The organism is Pseudomonas sp. EpS/L25 (assembly GCF_001512295.1).
In the GTDB taxonomy this organism is placed as follows: Bacteria; Pseudomonadota; Gammaproteobacteria; order Pseudomonadales; family Pseudomonadaceae; genus Chryseomonas.
Genome location: NZ_LNUP01000014.1, coordinates 66,120 through 87,756, shown reverse-complemented (window position 1 = coordinate 87,756; position 21,637 = coordinate 66,120). Strand labels below are relative to the sequence as shown.

Below are 21,637 nucleotides of genomic sequence, written 5' to 3'. Positions count from 1 at the left end.
AATTGCTTGACGAACATAGAGCATTGGAACCACCTGATCCCTTCCCGAACTCAGAAGTGAAACGATGCATCGCCGATGGTAGTGTGGGGTTTCCCCATGTGAGAGTAGGTCATCGTCAAGCGCCTAATACCCAGCACCCCCGCTCAGTTCACTCTGGCGGGGGTGTTGTCTTTGGGGCGGAAGAAAGTCGAACGGGAGTTCGAGCATGCCGTTGCTGAAACTGCTGAGTGATGGGAAATTTCATTCCGGCGTCGAGCTGGGTGAGGCGCTGGGTGTTTCCCGAAGTGCCATCTGGAAGCGCCTGAAAATGCTCGGTGAAGACCTGGGCATCGAGGTCTTCAAGGTCCCGGGGCGCGGTTATCGTCTCGAGGAGCCCCTGTTCCTGCTCGATGGCGAGTTGATCGCCCAAGAGGGTGGCTGGCCGGTGACGGTGCTGTCCTCCATAGACTCCACCAATGCGGAGGCGCAACGCCGGCTGCAGCGGCAGGAGCAGCCGCCGTTCGTCCTGCTCGCCGAGCATCAGCAGGCCGGTCGCGGCCGTCGTGGCAGGGCTTGGGTCAGTCCCTATGGCAAGAATCTCTATCTCACCGCGGTGGTGTCCAGCCAGGGCGGCATTCAGAAGCTGCAGGCGCTGAGTCTGACCATGGGCCTGGCGGTCATTCGAACCCTGCAGCGCCTGGGTGTCGAGGATGCCCGGTTGAAATGGCCCAATGACGTGCTGGTTCGTGGTCGAAAGTTGGCCGGCATCCTCATCGAGTTATCCGGGGACCCGCACGATACCTGCCAGGCGATCATTGGGATCGGTATCAATGTGAACATGCGTTTGGCTGACAATATCGATCAGCCCTGGATCTCCATGGCCGAAGCCCTGGGCGCGCTGCAGGATCGCAATGCGGTGGCCGGTCTGCTGCTCCGGGAGATCGATAGCCTCTGGCAAATTCATCGGCAGTCGGGATTCACCGTCCTGCGGGACGAGTGGGAGCGTTATCATGGCTGGCAAGGTCGAGCGGTTACCCTGTCTTCGGGGGCTCGCTGCATCCAGGGCACAGTGGAAGGAGTTGCCGAAGATGGGTCCATTCTCATGCGTGTAGACGGTCGGACGCAGGCATTCAACGGTGGTGAATTGAGTTTGAGCCTCGACCATGATTCTTGAGCTTGATTGCGGCAATAGTCTGATTAAATGGCGGCTGCTCGATCCCCATGCCGATGTCGTCCGCACCGGTATCGTCGATAGCGACGAGGCCCTGGTCGCCGCTCTGTCCGAGTCGGCAATGCCAAGGTTCGTCGCCTGTCGACTGGTCAGTGTCCGTAGCGATGAAGAGACCCAGCAGCTCAAGGAGCGACTGACGGCGACCTTCGGCGTCGCCTGTCATCAGGCGCTGCCCGTGGAAAGCTGGAACGGGGTGCGCAACGGCTATCGGGATCACCAGCGCCTGGGCATGGATCGTTGGCTGGTGATCCTGGCTGCCGTGCAGTTGGCCCAGGGCAAGGCGTGCGTGGTGCTGGACCTGGGGACGGCGGTCACCGCCGACCTGGTGGATGCCCAGGGCGAACACCAGGGAGGTTTCATCTGTCCGGGGATTCCGTTGATGCGTCGGGAACTGCAGACCCACACCCGTCGTATCCGCTACGATCCACATTGGGCCAGTGGTGAACGCTACGAGGCGCCGGGACGCACGACCATCGAGGCCGTGGAACGGGGTTGTCTGTACATGCTCAAGGGCTTCGTCCGCACCCAGTACGAGCTGGCGCAGGAGATGTTCGCCGAAGGTTGCGAGATCTTTCTGACTGGCGGTGACGCGGAACTGGTCAAGCATGTCGTTCCAGGCGCGCGAATCGTGCCCGATATGGTGTTTGCTGGATTGGCTTTGGCGTGTCCGCTCGAGAACGAATGATGCGTTGGTTGTTTCTGCTATTGGTGGTTCTGAACGTTTTCTACTACATATGGCACCAACAGCAGGTGCCTTTGCTGGGTAAGGAAATCGCCCCTCTGGCGCTGTACAAAGGTGAGCGTGAGAACATTCGCCTGTTGAACGAGACGGGATCCGGTGACGCGGCGCGGCGTTAGTGACGGCGGTACCTTTCGATGAGGAGCGAAGATGCTGACGCTAGGTAATCTCTGCCTGTTGCTGGGTGCGGTCGGCATCGGTCTGTGGTTCTGGCATGGCCACGGCATTCGCGAGCGAGCGTTGTGGCTTGCAGAGCAGGAGTGTCGGCGCCGCAAGGTGACGCTGCTGGACGGCGCCGTGGCCTTTTCGCGCTTCCGCTGGCTGGCGGACGCCCAGGGGCGCAAGCGACTCGCGCGGCTGTTCGCCTTCGAATTCACCGTGACCGGGGAGGAGCGCCTGAACGCGTCCCTGGCGCTGTTCGGCAAGACCCTGGCCAAGGTGGAGTTCGCACCTTTCGTGGTACCTGAAGTCGAACGGCCGGCCGCGGATTCGGTGGTGGCTTCGGCGCCCGTGTACCAGGCAAAGCCGGAGCATGGCCAAGTGGTCTATCTGGATCAGTGGCGGCAGCGGCAACGCGCCGAGGCCGATAGGCTCCAGGAGCCGGAGTAGCGCTGGGCGTCATCCCTCAACCCCTTCCTTTCGAGTAGTCCCGACGACTGGCTGCTGCCGGTCAATGTTGGCTTTTCGCATTCTTCGATGTGAGTTCGATGTTCAGTCCTCTGGTTACCTTTCCTGCCCTGTATTTCGCAACGCTGTTGATGTTGGCCGGATCCGGCCTGTTCACCACCTATATCGGCCTCAGGCTCACCGAGCAGGGAGCGGGGGATATCTGGACCGGCGCCCTGATGGCCGCCTATTACTTCGGGTTGGTCTGCGGAGGCAAGTTCGGCCACCGGCTGATCGCCAGCGTCGGTCATATCCGCTCCTATGTGGCCTGCGCCGGGGCCGCGACGGTGACGGTACTGATTCATGCGCTGGTGGATGATCTCGGTATCTGGATCGCGCTGAGATTCGTCATGGGCGTGGTGATGATGAACCAGTACATGGTGATCGAGAGCTGGCTGAACGAGCAGGCGGAGAATCACCAGCGCGGCAAGGTGTTCGCTGGCTACATGGTGGCAGTGGACCTGGGACTGGTGATCGGCCAGGCCTTGTTGGCCTGGCATCCGCAACTGGACTACAAGCCGCTACTGCTGGTGGCCATCTGCTTCGCCTCCTGCCTGATCCCCCTGGCGATGACGCGTCGGGTGCACCCGGCCAAGCTGGTGGCGGCGCCCCTGGAAATCCGTTTCTTCTGGCGGCGAGTGCCGCAGTCGCTGGTGACCATCTTCACCGCGGGACTATTGGTGGGTGGTTTCTATGGCCTGGCACCGGTATTCGCCAGTCGCAGTGGCCTGGATACGGCTCAGGCCAGCTTCTATGTGGGTCTGTGTATCGTGGCAGGCTTCTGCGCCCAGTGGCCGCTGGGGTGGCTGTCGGATCGCTTCGACCGCTGCAAGCTGATCCGTGGCAATGCGGTGTTACTGTGTATCGCGGCCGTACCGCTGTGGGGGCTGGTGAGTCTGTCTTATCCCTGGCTGCTGACCGCGGGCTTCATTTCGGGGATGCTGCTGTTCACCCTCTATCCGCTGGCGACGGCCTTCGCCAACGACCATGTGGAGCCGGAACGACGGGTGGAGCTGTCGGCCATGCTGCTGACCACCTATGGGGTAGGTGCCTGTATCGGCCCCTTGCTGGCGGGTGCGGCCATGCAGCATTTCGGCCCCGGCATGTTCTATGTGCTGACGTCGGCCTATGCGCTGATTCTGGTGTTCTTCGTGCAGCCGCGCTTCGTCAGTGGCGAGCACCGGCTGAACGAGGCACCGCTGCATCACGTGGCGATGCCGGATACGGTGAGCCCCATGGCGGCAGCGCTAGATCCGCGCATCGACGAGGTGCCGCAGGAACTGGTGGTGGAGGCCCCTGCCACGATCGGACGGGGTGATCAGGCGGGATAAGTGAGCCCGGCGCAAGGCCGGGCAGGGCAGTGGCGGCGGATCAAGCCTGGGCGCGTTGGGCTGCGGCGATGGCCGGGTCCAGGGTGCGCGCTGAACCGTTTTCGGCGATCCGGCGATCCTGTAGGTGTTGCTGCTGCTGATTGATCAGCCGACCTAGGGGACGCTGGCTGGATTCCTCGGCGACCTTGCGATCCTGCAGGCGCTCTTGCTGCTGCTTGATGACCTGTCCCAGGGGGCGCTGGCTGGACTCTTCGGCGATCCTGCGATCCTGTAGGTGTTGCTGCTGCTGATTGATCAGTCGACCTAGGGGGCGCTGGCTGGACTCTTCGGCGATCTTGCGATCCTGCAGGCGCTCTTGCTGTTGCTGGATCAACTCGCTCAGGGGGCGCTGACTGGATTCCTCGGCGAGCTGGGCGGCCGAGCTTTGGGCGAAGGCGGGGTCCTGGGCGAAGGTGTTCAGGGCCAGGGCGGTCAGGGCGAAACCGAAAGCGATGCGCAGGTTCATGGTGGTGTCCTCGGGGGAAACTGTTCTGGAGTGAGTTCAGTATCCGGCTGGGGACGGTCAGGAAAAAATAGACTGGCGAGATAGTGACTATCAGTCTTGTCGATGGCTCTCGGAAATATCCTAGCCTCCCGTCGATGATCCTCTCTGGTCTTCCAAGGAAATCCGACTGGCACCGAAGAGGCTGCGCAGCGCCTCGGCGTAGGCATGGGTGCCTATCACCATGCTGTTGGAGTGAGTACCACCGGGGACCAGCAACAGGCGCTTGGGCGCCTGGGCAGCGGCGTAGAGAGCCTCGCTGAAGCGGGGCGGGACGTAGCGGTCGTCGCTGCCGTGGACGATGAGCACCGGGATGCGGATGTCGGGAATCTTGTCCAAGGAGTCGAATTTTTCCGACATCAGCCAGCGCAGCGGAAAGCGGGTATTGACCACGGCCGAGGCGGCGTCGGCGAGGGTGGTGAAGGTGGATTCGATGATCAGGCCGGCGGCAGCGGGATAGTCGCCGTCCGGGTCGTCATCGCGGGCGATGCGCCAGGCCAGGTCCACGGCGATCGCGCCGCCAAGGGAGTGGCCATAGATGTATCTCTTGCGGGCATCGGGCTGCAACTGCTGCAGGTGTTTCCAGGCGATACGGGCGTCTTCGTAGACGCTGCGTTCGGAGGGGACGTCGCCGGGGCTCTCGCCGAAGCCGCGGTAGTCGATGGCCAGCACCGAATAGCCGAGCTGGCGCAGGGTGGCGATGCGCCTGACCTGGGCGGTGAGATTCCAGCGCGTGCCGTGCAGGTAGAGGACCGTGGGCGCATCGGGACGCCGTGCCGGCCACCACCAGGCGTGGATGTACTCGGTCCCCTTGAGTGCGGTGCTGACTGGAAGGTTGAGCTGGCGGACGCCCTCTGGCACGCCGGAGAACCAGCTGGCGTTGCCCGGTTCGATGCTGAATACCCATTGACGCTCGCGATAGGCCAGTTCCGAGCAGCCATAGGGCACGCCGACGCCCACCAGCAGGGCGACGAAGAGCAGGGGAATCCAGCGACGGCGGAGCAGGGTGGCGAGTGACATGGCGTTACCGGAGCGGAGCAAGGTTGAGGACGCCAAGGCGCCTGGTACAGGAGCGTTCGTCGCCTGGCGCGAACCCCCGTTTCGCTTGGACAGTCATCCTAGTGACAGCGACTGCAATGATCCCCCACTTGAGGTGCAGCCATGAGTGCCACGGCCAAGAAGAGCGATCCCGAACTCTGGGAAAAGGTGAAGAAAGAGATTACCGAGGGCGACAAGGGCGGCAAGCCCGGTCAGTGGTCGGCGCGCAAGGCGCAACTGGCGGCCCAGGAGTACCAGAAGCGCGGTGGTGAATACCAGGGTGGCAAGGGCAAGGACAACCACCTGCAGCAGTGGACCGACGAAAAGTGGGGTACCGAGTCTGGCAAGCGGTCCGAGGAGACCGGCGAACGCTATCTGCCGGAAAAGGCTCGCGACTCCCTGAGCAAGGAAGAGTACCAGCGCACCACCAGCAAGAAGCGCCGGGACACACGCCGTGGCAAACAGCATTCCAAGCAGCCCGCCGACATCGCCCACAAGACGGCGGTAGCGCGCGAGGGTGGGCTGGCCGACCTGACCAAGGACGAATTGATGAAGCGCGCCGCGCGGCGTGACGTTCGCGGCCGGTCACGCATGAAGAAGGACGAACTGGTCAAGGCGTTGCAAAAGGCAGGTGAAAAATGAGCACCAAGAAGGCTTCCGACGACGAGAAGAAAGAGGTTCGCAGCGAATTCAAGCAGGTGGTCAACATGACCCCGAGCCAGTTGCGCAAATGGCTCAGCGGTGACACCAGCAAGGGCGTAGGCATGACCAAAGGTGGCAAGAAGGTCACTGCGGCCAACGATGGCAAGGCGGTCGGTCATGCCATGGGCGAGCGTATCCTGGAGCTCAAGGGCAAGCGCCAGGCAGAGCTGGAGGATGACGACTACCAGGCCATGCGCAAGGTCATCGGCTATGTGCATCGCCATCTCAAGCAGCGTCCGGAGGGCGACATCGAAGACTCACGTTGGCGCAAGTCGCTGATGAACTGGGGCCACGATCCCTTGCGTGACAAGCGCAGCGCCTGATCCCGACGAACCGCAGCCCAGGCTGCGGTTTTTCTTTTGCAGAGAGTGACTGGCCGAATTTGTGGGCAACTGTGACGCCGCAGCGCGGACACAAAGGAGTAGGGTAGCCGCCTATCTATCTGAAAACGAAGGAGTCGTGCATGGCACCCCGGGATCTGTTGCTGGCACTGGTCGTCATCCTGGCCTGGGGGGTGAACTTCGTGGTCATCAAGCTCGGCCTGCATGGCGTGCCGCCCATGCTGCTGGGAGCCCTGAGATTCTGCCTGGCGGCCTTTCCGGCCATCCTCTTCGTGCGGCGCCCCCAGGTGTCCTGGCGATTGCTGCTGGCCTACGGCCTGACCATTTCCCTGGGCCAGTTCGCCTTCCTGTTTTCGGCCATGTACGTAGGGATGCCGGCGGGCCTGGCCTCGCTGGTTTTGCAGGCCCAGGCCTTCTTCACCTTGGCGTTCGCGGCCACCTTCCTCGGTGAGAAGGTGCGCCGGGCGAGCCTGGTCGGGCTGCTGGTGGCGGCGCTGGGCTTGCTGCTGATCGGCACCGAGCATGGGGTGACCATGACCCTGGCCGGTTTTCTGCTGACCCTGGCGGCGGCGGCCATGTGGGGGCTGGGCAACATCGTCACCAAGAAGATCGGCAAGGTAGACATGCTCGGCCTGGTGGTCTGGGGTAGCCTGATTCCGCCCCTTCCCTTCTTCATCCTGTCCTGGCTGCTCGAGGGACCGGAGCGGATGGCGGCGGCGTTGTCGTCGCTGTCGGGTAATTCCATCTTCGCCATCGTCTATCTTGCCTTCATCGCGACGCTGCTCGGCTATGGCATCTGGAGCCGGCTGCTGTCGCGTTATCCGGCCGGCCAGGTGGCGCCCTTTTCCCTGCTGGTGCCGGTGGTGGGGCTGAGTTCGGCCGCCGTGCTGCTGGGTGAGCAGATGACCACTCAGCAGGAAGTGGGCGGCGTGGCGGTCATGCTCGGGCTGCTGATCAATGTCTTTGGCGGCCGCTGGCTGGATGCTCGGAGCAAGGCCTCATCCAGTGCATGATATTGCACGATCTTAAATGATTGTGCATGATGTGCTGATCCTCCTGGAGTATCAGCATGAATGCAGCCCTTCATCTCCCCGAAGAACGCCAGGCCGCGATCCTTGCCTTGTTGCGCGAACAGGGCCGGGTCCTGTCGGCCGAACTGGCCGCGACCTGGGGCATTTCCGAAGACAGCGTGCGCCGCGATCTGCGCGAATTGGCCCGCCAGGGCTTGTGCCGCCGGGTGTACGGCGGGGCGCTCTCGCTGCTGACGCCGCCGGAGCCGCTGCCGGCGCGTATCGGTCAGGACGAGGCGGCCAAGCAGACATTGGGGCGGGCCGCGGCCAAGCTGGTGCAACGGGGGCAATTGCTGTTACTGGACGCCGGCTCGACCAATCTGGCCATCGCCCAGGCGTTGCCCACAGATCTCGACCTGACCGTGGCCACCAATGCACCGGTGATCGCCGCGGCGCTGCTGCAGCGCCAGGGCATCCGCGTGCTGATGATCGGCGGCCTGGCCGCACCGGAGTCGGGCGCCTGCCTGGGTGCCAGGGCCATGCGCGATGTGCGCGGTGTGCGTGCAGATCTGGCTTTCCTCGGCACCTGTGCCTTGGCGGTAGAGACCGGGGTGACTGGGTTCGACCTGGAAGAGGCCGAATTCAAGGCCGCCGTGGCCGAGCAGAGCAGCGCGGTGGTCGTCGCGGTGACCGCCGAGAAGCTCGACAGCGTGGCCTTCTATCACGTGTTGGAGTTGCCGCGGGTGAATCACCTGGTGGTGGAGCCCGAGCTCGAGGCGATGCGCCTGCAGCCCTATCGCGACGCCGGTCTGCAGGTCCATCAGGCCTCCCGCTAGCCCCGTTTTCCTAGGATTACCATGACCTCTGCCATCCTGCGTCGTCAACGCTGGGCCACCTTCACCGTCTTTCTCGCCAACGGCTGCGGGATCGGTGGCTGGGCGGCCGCCATTCCCGAACTCAAGCGCGATCTGGCGTTGAGCGATGGCCAGCTCAGTCTGGTACTGCTGGCCGTGGCGCTGGGCGCCATGCTGACCATGCCTTTCGCCGGGGTACTGGTACCGCGTTCGGGCGGTACCGGCAGTCTCACGCGCTACAGCATCCTCGCCTTCATCCTGGTGCTGGCCTGGCCCGGCGTGGCGCCTTCGCTTGGCTGGTTGCTGCCCTGTGCCCTGCTGCTGGGGGCCTGCAATGGCCTGATCGACGTGTCCATGAACGCCCATGCCAGCGATGTGGAAAGCCGCTGGGAGCGTCCGCTGATGTCGTCCTTCCACGCGGCCTTCAGCCTCGGTGGCTTCATCGGTGCCGGGCTCGGCGCCTGGGCGCTGCACCTGGGTGCCTCGGCCCTGGTGGTGCTGTTGGCTGCCGGCGGGGTAGCGCTGCTGCTGGCTTTGCCCGCGGCCCTGGCGCTGGACGAGGGTGACCGCAGCCCTGTCAGCCATGCCCTGCGCCTGCCGGACCGGCGGGTACTGGCGTTGGGGCTGATCGCTCTGGGCTGCCTGATGCTGGAAGGGGCCATGACCGACTGGAGCGCCGTCTACCTTGACCAGGTAGGTGGAGCGACGCCAGTGGTCGCCACGCTTGGTTATGCGGCCTTTTCGCTGACCATGCTCATCGGCCGGCTGTTCGGCGATGGCATCCGCGCGCGCTTCGGCGGCCCCCAGGTGATCTTCGGCGGTGCGCTGCTGGCGACCCTCGGGCTGGCACTGGCGGTGATCCTGCCGGCGCCCTGGACGGCGATCCTCGGATTCGCCCTGGTCGGCCTGGGCCTGTCCAACGTGGTGCCCGCGGCCTTCAGCGCGGCCGGCCAGGTGGCCGAGACACCGGCCGCCGGCATCGCCATGACCGCCACCGCCGGCTATCTCGGCTTTCTGCTCGGGCCACCGCTGATCGGCGCCGTGGCGGGGCAGGTGGGGCTGCGCGGCAGCCTGCTGCTGCTGACCCTGATCGGGGTAGCGGTGGCGGGGCTGGCATTGCGTCAGCGCAAGGCGTAGGGAACCCCGCTGCGCTGCGCAGACCCAAGGAGGAACGGAACGATAAGGAGGCGGCCATGACGCGCCCACGCAAGATCCTCGCCTGGCTGCTGGGAATCATCCTGCTGCTGTTCGTGCTGGTGCTGGTAGTGCTGGCCACCTTCGACTGGAATCGCCTCAAGCCCAGGATCAACGAGCAGGTGTCCAGCGCGCTGCATCGGCCCTTCGCCATCCAGGGCAACCTGGGTGTGGTCTGGCAGCGCGAACCGGACCAGGGCGGCTGGCATGCCTGGATTCCCTGGCCGCATATCGCCGCCGAGGACCTGAACCTCGGTAACCCCGACTGGGCCAAGGACAAGACCTTCGTCCACCTCGACCAGGTACGGCTACGGGTCTCGCCGCTGGCCCTGTTAGCCAAGCAGGTGTACATCCCGCGTATCGACCTCCGCGGGCCAGTGGTCAACGCCCAGCGCCTGGCCGATGGCCGCAACAGCTGGACCTTCGAGAGCGCCGAAAAAGACCCTGACGCCGAGCCCTCGGCCTGGACGGTGGACATCGGCACCATCGGCTTCGATGCCGGCCAGGTGAGCTTCGACGATGCCCAGACCGCGACCCGTCTGCGGGCACGGATCACCTCCCTGGACGCCCCCATCGCCTATGCCGACCTGGTGGGCAAGCAGGGCACCTCGCGCCAGCGGGCCAACGTCAAGCAGACCCAGGCCTTCCAATTCGCCGTGGCGGTGGAGGGCAACTACAAGCAGGTGCCGGTGAGCGGGCGTGGCCAGATCGGCGGCCTGCTGGCCTTGCAGGACGCCGACACGCCCTTTCCCATCCAGCTCGATGCCCGGGCCGGGCAGACCCGTGTACAGCTGTTCGGCACCCTGACCGATCCACGGCGCCTGGGCGCCCTGGACCTGCACCTGGTGCTGGAAGGCAAGAGCCTGGCGCAGCTCTATCCGCTCACCGGGGTCACCCTGCCGGAGACGGCGCCCTATGCCACCGACGGCCATCTCACGGTCAAGCTCAACGATCCGGCCGGTGCCCGTTTCAGCTACGAGGACTTCAACGGTCGGGTGGGCAAGAGCGATCTGCATGGCGACGTCCTCTTCACCGGCGGCCAGCCGCGACCCAAGCTCAGCGGTACCCTGCGTTCCGATCAGCTGCTGTTCGAGGACCTGGCTCCGCTGATCGGCGCCGATACCCAGGAACAGCAGGCGGCCAAGGGCGAGACCAGCAAGCAGCCGGCGGACAGGGCACTGCCGGTCTCGGAATTTCGCACCGACCGCTGGCGGGCCATGGATGCGGACGTGCGCTTCACCGGCAAGCGCATCGTGCAGAACGCGCAACTGCCCATCACCGACCTCAACACCCATGTGCGCCTGACCGACGGGGTGCTCCTGCTCGATCCCCTACGCTTCGGCGTGGCGGGTGGCGATCTGAACACCACGGTGCGCCTGGAGGGTAACAAGACGCCCATGCCGGGCCGGGTCGACCTGCATGTACGGCGCGTCAAGCTGAACCAACTCTTCCCTACCGTGGAGACCATGAAGCGCAGCATGGGCGAACTCAATGGCGATGCCACCCTGAGCGGTACCGGCAATTCGGTCGCGGCGCTGCTCGGCACCAGTGACGGTGAACTCAAGCTGTTGATGAACGACGGCCGCATCAGTCGCAGTCTGATGGAGCTGGCGGGACTCAACGTCGGCAACTACCTGGTCGATCGGCTGTTCGGTGACGATGAGGTGGAGATCAATTGCGCGGTGGCCGATCTCGACTTCAAGAAGGGCCTGGTGACGCCCCGGGTATTCGTGCTCGATACCGAGAACGCCCTGATCAACATCACCGGCACCGCCAACCTGGCGACGGAGCGGCTGGATCTCACCGTCGATCCCCACAGCAAGGGCTTGCGCATCTTCTCGCTGCGTTCGCCGCTCTATGTCCGGGGCACCCTGAAGAATCCCTCGCCGGGGGTGAAGGCGCTACCGCTGGCGGCGCGGGGCGCGGCGGCCGCGCTGTTGGCCACCTTCGCTGCACCGGCGGCCGGGTTGCTGGCGCTGGTGGCGCCCAGCAACGAACAGGGCGCCCAGTGCAGTGCCCTGCTGCAACAGATGCGGGCAGGGCGCTGAGTTAGAGCAGCTGCGAAGGGACTTGACAGATGACCGTTCGGCGGCATCTGGGGGGAAGGAAAGAACCGCTCTGGCTGCCCAGGCTCTATAGAAATAACCCGAGTCGGGCAGCCTTTTCGCGGAGACTCCTCATGCGTGACGACACCGATAGCCAATACGAAATCCACTACAAGTTGCTGGGCGAAAGCTATACCGACCGTATCAGCAGTCTGGACGTGCCCATCACCGACGTGGTCCGAGAGTTGGCCTGTCGGCACCTGGATGCGATCAACGACGAGCGCTTCCAACTGGCCGACATCGAGTCCGGTCAGGCATTGGTGGCGCTGCATGACGTGTCCATCCATCGCGTCTCCCCGGAGGCGCCATGAGCCGCGTGATCAAGGGAGGGCTAATGGTCCTGGCGATCATGGCCCTGGCTGCCTGCTCTACCGAAACGGTGGTGACCCTGCAGGATGGCACCCAGTACATCACCCAGGACAAGCCCCACACCAAGACGGCCGATGGCTTCTATGAATTCACCGACGTGGCGGGTCGCCATGTGCGAGTGAAAGCGGCCGATGTGGCCACCATCAAGGCCGAAGACTAGGCCTTTTCCGAAGAGTGCCTGCGCTCGGTCATGCGGTGTTGAAAATCAGCTCGGAATGCTCATTTACCACTTGTAAACTCCGCTTCCTCGCTGATTTTCGCCTTGCCTGACCTTCGCTCGGCGGCTTTTCAAACAAGTCCTTCCTAGGAGATTGCCATGCCCCGCGGCGACAAGTCCAAGTACAGCGACAAACAGGAACGCAAGGCCGAGCACATCGAGGAGAGCTACGAGAAGAAAGGCCTCTCCAAGAACGAAGCCGAGGCACGTGCCTGGGCGACGGTGAACAAGCAGTCCGGCGGTGGCGAAAAGGGCGGTTCCGGCAAGAGCAAGAGCGGCACGGCCAAGCGCGCGGACCGCAAGGACTCCGCCCGGCGGGCGGTGGCAACCAAGCAGGGCCAGTCGCCCAACGGCGGTCGTGCCGCGTCCCGCCGTTCACGCAGCGGCAGCACCTCGCTCAGCGAGCTGACCCGCGACGAACTGGTGAAGAAGGCCGCCGAACAGAACGTACGAGGGCGCTCGCGGATGAAGAAGGCCGAGTTGATCCGTGCCTTGAGCTGATATCCCGACGCGCACAAAAAGACCCATACCAGGCCGGAAGCCAAACAAGGCCGCGTTTTCTTCAGGGAAACGCGGCGTTTTTTTAGCTGGCGGGCATGAGGATATGGCCTTGACCGCCGTGCTTGGGGCGATAGAAAAGTGCTTGGTGATGGATCAGGTTGGGGCTGTGCTAACGGGGGGACGCTTGGATCCGGCTTTAGATCTGCTATCGCGGCCATGGCGGTCCGCCGATGCGACCGCTCCTACAGTCAGAGCATGGCCGTAGGAGCAATGTCTTATCGCGGCCATGGGCCGCTCCTACAGACACGAGTGCCACAGTAGGAGCGGCCCATGGCCGCGATCGGCTGTTGCTTGGCCTGGCGTCCTAGCTGGGCAGCAGACGGCAGGTGAGGCTCTTGATGTAGCGGGTCTCCGGGATGGCCGGGTGTACCGGATGATCCGGGCCCTGGGCACCGCGTTCGAGGATCTGCAGGTTGCGATCCAGATGACGGGCGCTGCCGAGCAGGATGTTCTGCAGGTCGTCCTCGGGCAGGTGCATGGAGCAGGAGGCGCTGACCAGGATGCCGTCCTTGTTCAACAGCCGCATGGCCTGTTCGTTGAGGCGGCGGTAGGCGGCCTCGCCATTCTTCAGGTCCTTACGCTTCTTGATGAAGGCTGGCGGGTCGGCGACGATGACGTCGAACTTTTCTTCGCCGGCCTTGAGTTCCTTGAGCGCTTCGAAGACGTCGCCCTCGACACAGACCAGCTTTTCCGCCAGGCCATTGAGGGTGGCATTGCGCTCCACGCCGTCCAGAGCGAAGCCCGAGGCGTCCACGCACATAACCTCGCTGGCGCCGAAGGCCGCGGCCTGCACGCCCCAGCCGCCGATGTAGCTGAACAGGTCGAGTACCCGCTTGCCTTCGACATAGGGCGCCAGGCGCGCGCGGTTCAGGCGATGGTCATAGAACCAGCCGGTCTTCTGGCCTTCGCGCACCGGGGCCTCGAAGCGCACGCCGTTCTCTTCCAGCGCCACCCAGTCGGGGACCTCGCCGTAGGCCACCTCCACGTAGCTGGAGAGGCCTTCGGCCGCACGGGCGCTGCCATCGTTCTTCCATAGTACGCCCTGAGGCTTGAACACCTGCAGCAGGGCGGCGAGGATGGCGTCGCGCTGGCGCTCCATGGTGGCGGAGGCGATCTGTACCACCAGGATGTCGTTGAAGCGATCCACCACCAGGCCCGGCAGGAAATCCGCATCGCCGTAGACCAGGCGATAGCAGTGGCTGCCGAACAGGCGCTCGCGCAGGCTCAGGGCGACCTTGAAGCGGTGCACCAGCAGGGACTTGTCCAACAGGTAGCCGGTATCGCGGGAGAACAGGCGGGCGCAGATCAGGTTATTGGGGGACAGGGCGACCAGGCCCAGCGGCTTGCCGCTGGTGGTTTCCAGGATGGCCTGGTCGCCCGGTTCGAAAGCGGTCAGTGGCGTGGCGACCACGTCCACCTCGTTGCTGTACACCCAGAGGTGCCCGGCGCGCAGACGGCGGTCGGCATTGGCTTTGAGGCGCAGGCGAGGCAGGGTCATGAATCACTCCAACGAAGGGGGCAAAAGCGCGGAATTATAGCGCAAAGCCACCTGCCTGGGCCGGCCGTCAGTCCCGCTGGCTGACCTCGATGTCGCTCAGGCCGGCCTCCTGGGCCCGGCGGGCGATGCTGGGTTGCGCATGGCGCTCCCAGGGGGCGTCGACTACCACCTGAGGCTCCTCGACATGCTTGATCAGCAGTTGCAGTACGGCTTCTTCCTCGGTGACCGGCTCGAAGCTCTCCAGCTCGTGGGTGAGTGGCTCGCCATTGAGGCGATAGCGGATCTGGTAGCGGTGCAGGGTGTGCATGGTGGTGCCTCGATAGCGGGGGGATAAGCGATGGACTCCGCCGGGCGGCAGCGGTTGCGTCAGAACCTGCCCACGATCTGCTGCGCGTCGCCAAACGGCGTTGAAAAACGCCCTGGGTCGCCACCCCCACCTAGGCGGCCCCGTCGGAATGCTCCTTTACCACTCGTAAGCTCGCGCGCGAGGCCGGTCCGCTTCCTCAGGCCTTTGATTCGCTAGCGCTCACCCTTCGGGCCAGCCGTTGGCTGTTACTCCCGTTGGTCGTTGCGCCTTGTTTGGCTCTAGCTCGCGTGAGCGTGAACAGGTCCTCAGCCGCCGAGGGTATCGAGGATCGGGCAGTCGGGGCGGGCGTCGCCATGGCAGCAGGAGACCAGTTCGCCCAGGGTGCTGCGCAGGCGGGTCAATTCGGCGATCTTCTGATCCAGCTCGGCGATGTGTCGCTTGGCCAGCGCCTTGACGTCGGCGCTGGCGCGCTGGCGGTCCTGCCAGAGGCTGAGCAGCTGGCGGATCTCTTCCAGGCTGAAGCCCAACTCACGCGAGCGGCGGACGAAGGCCAGCACCCGCAGGTCTTCCGCGCCGTACTGGCGATAGCCGCTGTCGGTGCGCCCGGCGGGCGCCAGCAGGCCGATCCGCTCGTAGTAGCGCAGCATCTTGGCGGTGAGCCCACTGGCCTTGGCGGCCTGGCCGATGTTCATGACGGATGATCTCCGGACGGGCGCCAGCGGCCGAGCAGCAGGGCATTGGCCAGGACGCTGACACTGGAAAAGGCCATGGCGGCGCCGGCATAGACCGGGTCGAGCAGACCCAGGGCGGCCAGCGGCAGGCCGATGACATTGTAGACGAAGGCCCAGAACAGATTCTGGCGGATCTTGCGCTGGGTGCGCCGGGCGATGTCCAGGGCCGCCACTACCTGGCGTGGGTCTTCCTGCAGCAGGGTGATACCGGCGGCATGGCGAGCGGCGGCAGTGCCCGAACCCATGGCGATGCCCAGTTCGGCGGCGGCCAGCGCCGGGGCGTCGTTGAGACCGTCGCCGACCATGGCCACGCCGCCCTTGGTCGCTTGCAGCCGGGCAACTACCGCGGCCTTGTCGGCGGGCAGCACCTCGGTCTCCCACTGCTCGATGCCCAGGGCCGCGGCCACCTGGCGGGCGCTGCCGCGGTTATCGCCGGTCAGCAGCCAGCTGTCGATGCCGCCCTGGCGCAACCGGGCGATGGCCGCAGCGGCGCCCGGGCGGAGCTCGTCGCCAAAGGCCAGCAGAGCGAGGACGCGTGGCTCGGTGCCGGTTTCCAGCAGCCAGGAGAGGGTGAGGCCCTGGTCTTCCCAATCACGGGCGGCCTCGGCGAGATGGCCGGCGTCCAGACGCTGTTCGGCCAGCAGTCGGGCATTGCCCAGCAACAGCGCACGGTGCTGCCAGCTGCCCTGAAGACCACGGCCGGGGAGGGCACGGACGTCCCGGGCGGGTGGGGTGTCCAGGCCGCGTTCGCGGCAGGCCTTCAGCACCGCCGCGGCCAGCGGATGCTCGCTGCCCCTTTGTAGACTACCGGCCAGACTCAGCACCTCGCGCTCTTCGATTCCCGGCGCCGTGGCCAGTTGGCGCAGGCGCAACTGGCCGGCGGTCAGGGTGCCGGTCTTGTCGAAGATGACGGTGGTGATGCCCTGGGCACGTTCCAGGGTCTCGGCGTCCTTGATCAGGATGCCATGGCGCGCCGCCACGCCCGTGCCGGCCATCAGGGCGGCCGGCGTAGCCAGGCCCAGGGCGCAAGGACAGGCGATGACCAGTACGGCGACGGCGGCGAGCAGGGCGGGCTCCAGGGCATGACCGGTCAGCAGCCAGCCGGCCAGGGTGAGCAGGGCCAGGCCGACCACCACCGGGACGAAGATCCGGCTGATGCGATCCACCAGCTGCTGGATGGGCGCCTTGGTGGCCTGGGCGTCTTCCACCAGGCGGATGATGCCGGCCAGCACCGTCTCGCTGCCCAGGGCGGTGACCTCGATCTGCAGGTTGCCTTCGCCATTGATGGCGCCGCCCACCACCTCATCGCCCGGTCCCTTGGCGACCGGACGGCTCTCGCCGGTGAGCAGGGCTTCGTCGACCTGGCTTTCGCCCTGCAGGATGCGGCCATCGGCGGGGATGCGCTCGCCGGGACGGAGCTGCAGGCGATCCCCCAGGCGCAGCTGGGTCAGGGCGACCTCTTCCTCCTGGCCGGTCGCCGTCAGACGTCGTGCGCGTTCGGGACGCAAGGCTTCCAGGGCGCGCAGGGCGGCGCCCGTGCGGCGTTTGGCGCGGGTCTCCAGGTATTTGCCCAGGCGCACCAGGGCGATGACCATGGCCGCCGTCTCGAAATAGAGGTGCGGGCTACCCTTGACCAGCCACAGGTAGAGGCTGAGGCCGTAGGCGGCACTGGTGCCCAGGGCGACCAGCACGTCCATGTTGCCGCTGCGGGCGCGCAGGGCATGCCAGGCGCCGCGATAGAAGCGCGCGCCGACGAGGAACTGCACTGGCGTCGCCAGCAGGAATTGCAGCCAGGCGGGCGGCATCAGGTGCCAGCCGAAGGGCGCCAGCAGCATGGGCAGGATCAGCGGCGCGGCCAGCAGCAGCGCCAGGGCCAGCTCCAGACTTTCCCAGGATAGGCGCTGACGCGCCGGAGCCGGGCGGTCGTCTTCGGCGTGGCGATCCTGGGCGCCGTAGCCGGCGGCTTCCACCGCGGCGATCAGGGTCTGGGTCTCGACCGCGGCCAGGGTCGTCACTCGCGCGCGCTCGCTGGCCAGGTTGACCTCGGCGGTCAGCACGCCGGGCACCGCATGCAGGGCCTTTTCGATGCGTCCGGCGCAGTTCGCGCAGCTCATGCCGGTCAGGGTCAGGTCATGCTCGGCCTCGGCCACCTGGTAGCCGGCCGCGCTGATGGCGTCGACCAACGCCGGGGCGGCCTCAGGCGGTGCGCTGACCCGAGCCTTTTCGCTGGCCAGGTTGACGCCCGCCGCGGTCACTGCCGGGACTTTCTGCAGCGCGCGCTCGACCCGCCCGGCGCAGGCCGCGCAGGTCATGCCGCTGATGGAGAGTTCGAATTCGTGCATGGTGCACCTCCTGTCAGCAGTGTTGACCTTGACCCGAGGTCAAGGTCAACACTGGAACCCACCCCTGGCGTTGGCGTCAGGAAAGAGAGGGTTCTTCGGACAGGAGCAGGCCATGCATGTCATCAAGGTAATCGGAATGAGTTGCGCCCACTGCGTGAGCGCCATCGAGGCGGCGGTCCTCAAGGTCGACTCTCGCGCCCGGGTCGAGGTGGACCTGCAGGCGGGAGAGGTGCGCATCGACAGCGCCGAAGTGGACGCGCCCTTCCGTACGGCCATCGAGCAGGCGGGTTACACCGTCAGCGGCTGACCGCGGTCAGCCAGTGTGGGACCAGTCGCGCACGATGGCGCGGAAGAAGGTGGTGAAGACCTGATCGGCAGCCAGCAGTGGCGCGAAGGTCTGGTCATCGCGCAAGACGTCGGAGAGGGTGCCGAGGAACAGGCTGTGCAGCAGCCGGCTGGCCAGCTGCGGCGTCACCCCTGGCTGCAGGCGGGCGGCCTGGGCGGTGAAAAGGTCGTCGGTGATGCGGATGAACTGGCGCAGGAACTGCAGATCGCGCTCCTCGGCCTCGCGCAGTTCCTCGGTGAATTCGCAGCGGTGCAGGAGAATGGTCATCACCCGCTGCTCCCGACCGGGACGGGTGAATTTTTCCAGGCCTTCGATGCACAGCTTGTAGAGCCGTTGCAGGCTGTCTTCCTCGCCGTCGACACGCAGGCGCTCGGTCAGTTCGTCGGCCGGGATCCTTATCTGGCTAAGCATTTCGTGGAACAGGTGCGCCTTGTTCTGGAAATGCCAGTACACTGCGCCCCGGGTGACCCCGCATTCGCGGGCGATCATTTCCAAGCTGGTACGCGCCACGCCATTGGTCAGGAACAGGGCTTCCGCCGCATCGAGAATGGCTTGGCGGGTCTGTTCGGCTTCTTCTTTCGTGCGGCGCATGGGCGGTCTGGCTGGCAGTGGGTCTGCCACGCAGTTTAGCGCGCCTCGCCGCTTTTACAAACATGATTGTATGTAACTGCGCGACACTTCCGCTTCCATCGGATTGGCTTCCATGACCTTTCGCTTGCTGTTGATTCTCGGGGCCCTCTCGGCCTTCGCTCCCTTCGCCATCGACATGTACCTGCCCAGCTTCCCGTCGCTGGCCCGGTCGTTCGCCACCGACATCGAACACGTGCAACTGAGCCTGGCGGTATATTTCGCCGGCCTGGCCAGTGGTCAGCTGTTCTACGGTCCGCTGGCCGATAGATTCGGCCGGCGGCTGCCCTTGCTGATCGGCATCGCCCTGTTCTGCCTGGCATCCCTGGGGTGCGCCCTGGCGCCGAGCCTGCCCTGGCTGATCGCCGCGCGCTTCGTCCAGGCCCTGGGCGGCTGCGCTGGCATGGTGATCGCTCGTGCCGTGGTGCGTGATCTCTGTGAGCCCATCGCCGCGGCTCGGGCCTTCTCGCAGATCATGCTGGTGACCGGCATCGCGCCGATCATCGCGCCCTTCGTCGGCAGCCTGCTGCTGAGCAGCCTGGGCTGGCAGGCGATCTTCGTCAGCCTGGCGCTGTTCGCCGCCGCCTGTGGCACCGCCGTGGCGCTCTGGCTGCCGGAATCGCTGCCGGCTCACCACTCGCGCGCACCCCTGAGCGGTGCCCTGCGCAACTACCTGCGGTTGCTACGTGACCGCACCTTCATCGGCCATACCCTCACCGGCGGTATCGCCATGGCCGGCATGTTCGCCTATATCTCGGGCTCGCCCTTCGTGCTGATCGAACTCTATGGGGTGAAACCCGAACACTACGGCTGGGTGTTCGGTCTCAACGCCGCCGGCTTCATCCTGCTCGGCCAGCTCAATGCTCGCCTGGTGGTGCGCCAGGGGCCGGCCTTCTGGCTGCGGCGGGCGGTGGTGGCCTATGCGGCGGCGGGGCTGATCCTGCTGCTGGTCGGCGCCTTCCAGCCCAAGGCCTTGCCGGTGCTGATGATCCCGCTGTTCTGCGCCATCGCGCTGCTTGGGGGCATCGTGCCCAATGCCTCGGCCTGCGCCCTGGCCGGGCAGGGCGCCAATGCCGGCAGCGCCTCGGCGCTGATGGGCAGCCTGCAGTTCATCCTGGCGGCCCTGGCCTCCAGCGCGGTGGGCGCCCTGCACAACGGCACCCTGGTGCCCATGTGCGCGGTGCTGGCGCTCTGCGCAGTGGCGACCGCGCTGATGGCGCGCTGGACCCACAGCCGCGCGATGGCCTGACCCGCAGTGGATTTTTCCTGGCCGCGCGGGTCAGATAGGCGAACCCTCAACTCCCAGGGACGCCGACATGACCTTCGCCTACTGGTGCATCTTCCTCGTCTACCTCGTGCCCTATGGCGCGGCCTACTACGCCAAGTTGAAGGGCAGCGGTTTCACGCCCGAGGACAACCGTGATCCGCGCGGCTTCCTCGGCAAGCTGGAAGGTGCCCGGGCACGGGCCAACGCCGCCCAGCAGAACGCCTTCGAGATCAATCCGCTGTTCGCCGCGGCGGTGATCGTCGCCCACGTCACCGGTGGTGCCGAGCAGGGCACCATCAACTTCTGGGCCTTCCTCTTCCTGCTCAGCCGCATCGCCTATACCTGGCTTTACATCCGCGACCACGCCACGCGCCGCTCGCTGGTCTGGGCCGGCGGCTTCTTCTGCTGCCTGTGCCTGTTCATCGCCGCGGCCTGAGTTCAGCGTCGCTGCCGGTCTTGACCGGCAGCGAAGACTGTAGCTTCATCAGCGCCCTATCTTTCTCGGCTGGACGCCTGCATGACGTCTTCTTCGCCCGCCCAGCAGGTGCTGGCGCACTTCGCTCGGCTCGCCCAGCAGCGTGGCTACACCCTTGATGCCGCGCAACGGGCCGCCATCGAGGGTTTCGCCCAGCTCGCCGATGAGCTGTTGCGCCCCCGGCTGTTCCGCCGCCGGGCGCCGCGCAGCCTCTATCTCTGGGGGCCGGTAGGACGCGGCAAGAGCTTCCTGCTGGATGGCTTCTTCGCCGCCTTGCCGTTCGCCGAGAAGCGCCGGGTGCACTTCCACGCCTTCTTTCGTGAACTGCACGAACGGATGTTCCGCCAACCGCCCGGTATCGACGCCCTGGCGGCCAGCCTCGACGAACTGCTGGAAGACTGCCGGCTGCTGTGCTTCGACGAGTTCCATGTGCACGACATCGGCGATGCCATGCTCATCACCCGGTTGTTCAAGGAGCTGTTCAGCCGCGGCGTGGTGCTGATCACCACCTCCAACTACCCGCCCGAAGGGCTGCTGCCCAATCCGCTGTACCACGAGCGCTTCCTGCCGGCGATCCGGCTGATCGAGGCGCACATGGACATCCTTCCGGTAGCCGGGCCCCAGGATTATCGCAGCGCCAGCCCTGCCGAGCCCGATCCCTTCGGCGCTGGCGCCTACCTCTGGCCAGGGAGTGCCGCCCAGCGCGCCCGGCTGGGGTTGCCGGTCCTGGGCGAGGGGCGGGTCCAGGTGCCTGTCGGGCATCGCCAGCTGACCGCCGCGAGCGCCACGGACGGCCTGCTGCACTTCACCTTCGCCGAGCTTTGCGAAGGCCCTACCGCGGTGCTCGACTACCTGGCCCTGAGCGAGACCTGGCAACACTGGCTGCTCGATGCCGTACCGCCGTTGCGCGAGGCGAGTTCCGCCGCCCGGCAGCGCTTCATCAATCTGATGGACGTGCTCTACGACCGGCGACTGACGCTGTTCCTGGTCAGCGCCGCACCCCTCGACGAGACCCTGGCCGACAGCGACATCGCCGACATGTCGCGGACTCGCAGTCGGTTGTCGCAGCTACGGCAGATCGGACCGGATTAGGTTCTGCACGAAAAATACCTGCGCTCGGTGATGCTTCGTTGAAAAAGGCCTCGGAATGCTCATTTACCGGGCGT

The 21,637-nt window shown here is 65.5% G+C and carries 25 protein-coding genes and 1 rRNA gene; 19 read left to right on the top strand and 7 right to left on the bottom strand.

Annotated elements, in window-relative coordinates; genetic code table 11:
* Positions 1-5 precede the first annotated feature (5 nt).
* From rrf to AR540_RS15305, 6 genes are all read left to right on the top strand, one after another.
* Positions 6-121: ribosomal RNA gene (gene rrf / locus AR540_RS15325) — 5S ribosomal RNA — on the top strand.
* 84 nt (positions 122-205) lie between these two features.
* Positions 206-1,153, top strand: a complete 948-nt coding sequence (gene birA, locus AR540_RS15320) for a bifunctional biotin--[acetyl-CoA-carboxylase] ligase/biotin operon repressor BirA (protein ID WP_059230075.1) — start codon at positions 206-208, stop codon at positions 1,151-1,153.
* Positions 1,143-1,895, top strand: coding sequence for a type III pantothenate kinase (locus AR540_RS15315; protein WP_059230074.1), 753 nt, complete (start codon positions 1,143-1,145; stop codon positions 1,893-1,895). The genes birA and AR540_RS15315 overlap by 11 nt, the downstream gene beginning before the upstream one ends.
* The gene (locus tag AR540_RS25650) at positions 1,892-2,068 is read left to right on the top strand and encodes a hypothetical protein (RefSeq protein WP_160328349.1); all 177 of its coding nucleotides are present in this window, start codon (positions 1,892-1,894) and stop codon (positions 2,066-2,068) included. Before AR540_RS15315 ends, AR540_RS25650 begins: the two co-directional genes overlap by 4 nt.
* A gap of 31 nt (positions 2,069-2,099) precedes the next feature.
* A complete protein-coding gene (locus AR540_RS15310) occupies positions 2,100-2,558 on the top strand; it encodes a DUF3301 domain-containing protein (RefSeq protein WP_059230073.1) in 459 nt (152 codons plus the stop codon).
* Positions 2,559-2,656: 98 nt separating this feature from the next.
* The gene (locus tag AR540_RS15305; protein WP_059230072.1) at positions 2,657-3,946 is read left to right on the top strand and encodes an MFS transporter; all 1,290 of its coding nucleotides are present in this window, start codon (positions 2,657-2,659) and stop codon (positions 3,944-3,946) included.
* Positions 3,947-3,986: 40 nt separating this feature from the next.
* Here AR540_RS15305 and AR540_RS15300 read toward each other — a convergent pair whose 3' ends face one another.
* Both AR540_RS15300 and AR540_RS15295 read right to left on the bottom strand, forming a co-directional pair.
* Positions 3,987-4,451, bottom strand: coding sequence for a hypothetical protein (locus AR540_RS15300; protein ID WP_059230071.1), 465 nt, complete (start codon positions 4,449-4,451; stop codon positions 3,987-3,989).
* 120 nt (positions 4,452-4,571) lie between these two features.
* On the bottom strand, positions 4,572-5,507 hold the full coding sequence (locus AR540_RS15295; RefSeq protein ID WP_059230070.1) for an alpha/beta hydrolase: 936 nt from the start codon (positions 5,505-5,507) through the stop codon (positions 4,572-4,574).
* 141 nt (positions 5,508-5,648) lie between these two features.
* On the opposite strand from AR540_RS15295, the gene AR540_RS15290 reads away from it, so the two are divergent.
* The 9 genes from AR540_RS15290 to AR540_RS15250 all read left to right on the top strand — a co-directional run bounded on the left by AR540_RS15290 (position 5,649) and on the right by AR540_RS15250 (position 12,818).
* Entirely contained in the window at positions 5,649-6,167 is a 519-nt protein-coding gene (locus AR540_RS15290; RefSeq protein ID WP_059230069.1) for a hypothetical protein, read from the top strand.
* Entirely contained in the window at positions 6,164-6,550 is a 387-nt protein-coding gene (locus AR540_RS15285) for a DUF3140 domain-containing protein (protein WP_059230068.1), read from the top strand. The genes AR540_RS15290 and AR540_RS15285 overlap by 4 nt, the downstream gene beginning before the upstream one ends.
* A gap of 140 nt (positions 6,551-6,690) precedes the next feature.
* The gene (locus AR540_RS15280; protein ID WP_059230067.1) at positions 6,691-7,581 is read left to right on the top strand and encodes an EamA family transporter; all 891 of its coding nucleotides are present in this window, start codon (positions 6,691-6,693) and stop codon (positions 7,579-7,581) included.
* 56 nt (positions 7,582-7,637) lie between these two features.
* Complete coding sequence (locus AR540_RS15275; protein WP_059230066.1) at positions 7,638-8,414, top strand: DeoR/GlpR family DNA-binding transcription regulator; 777 nt, start codon at positions 7,638-7,640, stop codon at positions 8,412-8,414.
* 21 nt (positions 8,415-8,435) lie between these two features.
* Positions 8,436-9,569, top strand: coding sequence for an MFS transporter (locus tag AR540_RS15270; protein ID WP_059230065.1), 1,134 nt, complete (start codon positions 8,436-8,438; stop codon positions 9,567-9,569).
* Positions 9,570-9,625: 56 nt separating this feature from the next.
* Positions 9,626-11,674, top strand: coding sequence for an AsmA family protein (locus tag AR540_RS15265; protein ID WP_059230064.1), 2,049 nt, complete (start codon positions 9,626-9,628; stop codon positions 11,672-11,674).
* A 131-nt stretch (positions 11,675-11,805) separates the two neighbouring features.
* Positions 11,806-12,042: a hypothetical protein gene (locus AR540_RS15260; RefSeq protein ID WP_059230063.1), complete on the top strand. Its 237-nt coding sequence runs from the start codon at positions 11,806-11,808 to the stop codon at positions 12,040-12,042.
* The gene (locus tag AR540_RS15255; protein WP_059230062.1) at positions 12,039-12,260 is read left to right on the top strand and encodes a YgdI/YgdR family lipoprotein; all 222 of its coding nucleotides are present in this window, start codon (positions 12,039-12,041) and stop codon (positions 12,258-12,260) included. Before AR540_RS15260 ends, AR540_RS15255 begins: the two co-directional genes overlap by 4 nt.
* Positions 12,261-12,416: 156 nt before the next feature.
* The gene (locus AR540_RS15250; RefSeq protein WP_059230061.1) at positions 12,417-12,818 is read left to right on the top strand and encodes a Rho termination factor N-terminal domain-containing protein; all 402 of its coding nucleotides are present in this window, start codon (positions 12,417-12,419) and stop codon (positions 12,816-12,818) included.
* Between the two features lie 364 nt (positions 12,819-13,182).
* Here AR540_RS15250 and AR540_RS15245 read toward each other — a convergent pair whose 3' ends face one another.
* From AR540_RS15245 to AR540_RS15230, 4 genes are all read right to left on the bottom strand, one after another.
* Positions 13,183-14,376 (bottom strand): class I SAM-dependent rRNA methyltransferase, encoded by a 1,194-nt coding sequence (locus tag AR540_RS15245; RefSeq protein ID WP_059230060.1) that lies wholly within the window; start codon positions 14,374-14,376, stop codon positions 13,183-13,185.
* A gap of 67 nt (positions 14,377-14,443) precedes the next feature.
* A complete protein-coding gene (locus AR540_RS15240) occupies positions 14,444-14,683 on the bottom strand; it encodes a hypothetical protein (protein ID WP_059230059.1) in 240 nt (79 codons plus the stop codon).
* Between the two features lie 305 nt (positions 14,684-14,988).
* Positions 14,989-15,375, bottom strand: a complete 387-nt coding sequence (gene cueR, locus AR540_RS15235; RefSeq protein ID WP_059230058.1) for a Cu(I)-responsive transcriptional regulator — start codon at positions 15,373-15,375, stop codon at positions 14,989-14,991.
* Complete coding sequence (locus AR540_RS15230) at positions 15,372-17,756, bottom strand: heavy metal translocating P-type ATPase (protein ID WP_059230057.1); 2,385 nt, start codon at positions 17,754-17,756, stop codon at positions 15,372-15,374. Before AR540_RS15230 ends, cueR begins: the two co-directional genes overlap by 4 nt.
* Positions 17,757-17,868: 112 nt before the next feature.
* Between AR540_RS15230 and AR540_RS15225 the strand changes: the two genes are divergently transcribed.
* Positions 17,869-18,063, top strand: coding sequence for a cation transporter (locus AR540_RS15225; protein WP_059230056.1), 195 nt, complete (start codon positions 17,869-17,871; stop codon positions 18,061-18,063).
* 6 nt (positions 18,064-18,069) lie between these two features.
* On the opposite strand, the gene AR540_RS15220 is transcribed toward AR540_RS15225, so the two are convergent.
* Complete coding sequence (locus AR540_RS15220) at positions 18,070-18,693, bottom strand: TetR family transcriptional regulator (protein ID WP_059230055.1); 624 nt, start codon at positions 18,691-18,693, stop codon at positions 18,070-18,072.
* A 112-nt stretch (positions 18,694-18,805) separates the two neighbouring features.
* Between AR540_RS15220 and AR540_RS15215 the strand changes: the two genes are divergently transcribed.
* The 3 genes from AR540_RS15215 to zapE all read left to right on the top strand — a co-directional run bounded on the left by AR540_RS15215 (position 18,806) and on the right by zapE (position 21,563).
* Positions 18,806-19,978, top strand: a complete 1,173-nt coding sequence (locus AR540_RS15215; protein WP_059230054.1) for a multidrug effflux MFS transporter — start codon at positions 18,806-18,808, stop codon at positions 19,976-19,978.
* Positions 19,979-20,045: 67 nt separating this feature from the next.
* On the top strand, positions 20,046-20,432 hold the full coding sequence (locus AR540_RS15210) for an MAPEG family protein (protein ID WP_059230053.1): 387 nt from the start codon (positions 20,046-20,048) through the stop codon (positions 20,430-20,432).
* 81 nt (positions 20,433-20,513) lie between these two features.
* Complete coding sequence (gene zapE / locus AR540_RS15205; RefSeq protein WP_059230052.1) at positions 20,514-21,563, top strand: cell division protein ZapE; 1,050 nt, start codon at positions 20,514-20,516, stop codon at positions 21,561-21,563.
* Positions 21,564-21,637: the final 74 nt, after the last annotated feature.

What these genes read in the sequence shown, in the direction of transcription:
- birA (WP_059230075.1), top strand. Translation starts at nt 206, where the DNA reads ATGCCGTTGCTGAAACTGCTGAGTGATGGGAAATTTCATTCCGGCGTC.
- AR540_RS15315 (WP_059230074.1), top strand. Translation starts at nt 1,143, where the DNA reads ATGATTCTTGAGCTTGATTGCGGCAATAGTCTGATTAAATGGCGGCTG.
- AR540_RS25650 (WP_160328349.1), top strand. Translation starts at nt 1,892, where the DNA reads ATGATGCGTTGGTTGTTTCTGCTATTGGTGGTTCTGAACGTTTTCTAC.
- AR540_RS15310 (WP_059230073.1), top strand. Translation starts at nt 2,100, where the DNA reads ATGCTGACGCTAGGTAATCTCTGCCTGTTGCTGGGTGCGGTCGGCATC.
- AR540_RS15305 (WP_059230072.1), top strand. Translation starts at nt 2,657, where the DNA reads ATGTTCAGTCCTCTGGTTACCTTTCCTGCCCTGTATTTCGCAACGCTG.
- AR540_RS15300 (WP_059230071.1), bottom strand. Translation starts at nt 4,451, where the DNA reads ATGAACCTGCGCATCGCTTTCGGTTTCGCCCTGACCGCCCTGGCCCTG.
- AR540_RS15295 (WP_059230070.1), bottom strand. Translation starts at nt 5,507, where the DNA reads ATGTCACTCGCCACCCTGCTCCGCCGTCGCTGGATTCCCCTGCTCTTC.
- AR540_RS15290 (WP_059230069.1), top strand. Translation starts at nt 5,649, where the DNA reads ATGAGTGCCACGGCCAAGAAGAGCGATCCCGAACTCTGGGAAAAGGTG.
- AR540_RS15285 (WP_059230068.1), top strand. Translation starts at nt 6,164, where the DNA reads ATGAGCACCAAGAAGGCTTCCGACGACGAGAAGAAAGAGGTTCGCAGC.
- AR540_RS15280 (WP_059230067.1), top strand. Translation starts at nt 6,691, where the DNA reads ATGGCACCCCGGGATCTGTTGCTGGCACTGGTCGTCATCCTGGCCTGG.
- AR540_RS15275 (WP_059230066.1), top strand. Translation starts at nt 7,638, where the DNA reads ATGAATGCAGCCCTTCATCTCCCCGAAGAACGCCAGGCCGCGATCCTT.
- AR540_RS15270 (WP_059230065.1), top strand. Translation starts at nt 8,436, where the DNA reads ATGACCTCTGCCATCCTGCGTCGTCAACGCTGGGCCACCTTCACCGTC.
- AR540_RS15265 (WP_059230064.1), top strand. Translation starts at nt 9,626, where the DNA reads ATGACGCGCCCACGCAAGATCCTCGCCTGGCTGCTGGGAATCATCCTG.
- AR540_RS15260 (WP_059230063.1), top strand. Translation starts at nt 11,806, where the DNA reads ATGCGTGACGACACCGATAGCCAATACGAAATCCACTACAAGTTGCTG.
- AR540_RS15255 (WP_059230062.1), top strand. Translation starts at nt 12,039, where the DNA reads ATGAGCCGCGTGATCAAGGGAGGGCTAATGGTCCTGGCGATCATGGCC.
- AR540_RS15250 (WP_059230061.1), top strand. Translation starts at nt 12,417, where the DNA reads ATGCCCCGCGGCGACAAGTCCAAGTACAGCGACAAACAGGAACGCAAG.
- AR540_RS15245 (WP_059230060.1), bottom strand. Translation starts at nt 14,376, where the DNA reads ATGACCCTGCCTCGCCTGCGCCTCAAAGCCAATGCCGACCGCCGTCTG.
- AR540_RS15240 (WP_059230059.1), bottom strand. Translation starts at nt 14,683, where the DNA reads ATGCACACCCTGCACCGCTACCAGATCCGCTATCGCCTCAATGGCGAG.
- cueR (WP_059230058.1), bottom strand. Translation starts at nt 15,375, where the DNA reads ATGAACATCGGCCAGGCCGCCAAGGCCAGTGGGCTCACCGCCAAGATG.
- AR540_RS15230 (WP_059230057.1), bottom strand. Translation starts at nt 17,756, where the DNA reads ATGCACGAATTCGAACTCTCCATCAGCGGCATGACCTGCGCGGCCTGC.
- AR540_RS15225 (WP_059230056.1), top strand. Translation starts at nt 17,869, where the DNA reads ATGCATGTCATCAAGGTAATCGGAATGAGTTGCGCCCACTGCGTGAGC.
- AR540_RS15220 (WP_059230055.1), bottom strand. Translation starts at nt 18,693, where the DNA reads ATGCGCCGCACGAAAGAAGAAGCCGAACAGACCCGCCAAGCCATTCTC.
- AR540_RS15215 (WP_059230054.1), top strand. Translation starts at nt 18,806, where the DNA reads ATGACCTTTCGCTTGCTGTTGATTCTCGGGGCCCTCTCGGCCTTCGCT.
- AR540_RS15210 (WP_059230053.1), top strand. Translation starts at nt 20,046, where the DNA reads ATGACCTTCGCCTACTGGTGCATCTTCCTCGTCTACCTCGTGCCCTAT.
- zapE (WP_059230052.1), top strand. Translation starts at nt 20,514, where the DNA reads ATGACGTCTTCTTCGCCCGCCCAGCAGGTGCTGGCGCACTTCGCTCGG.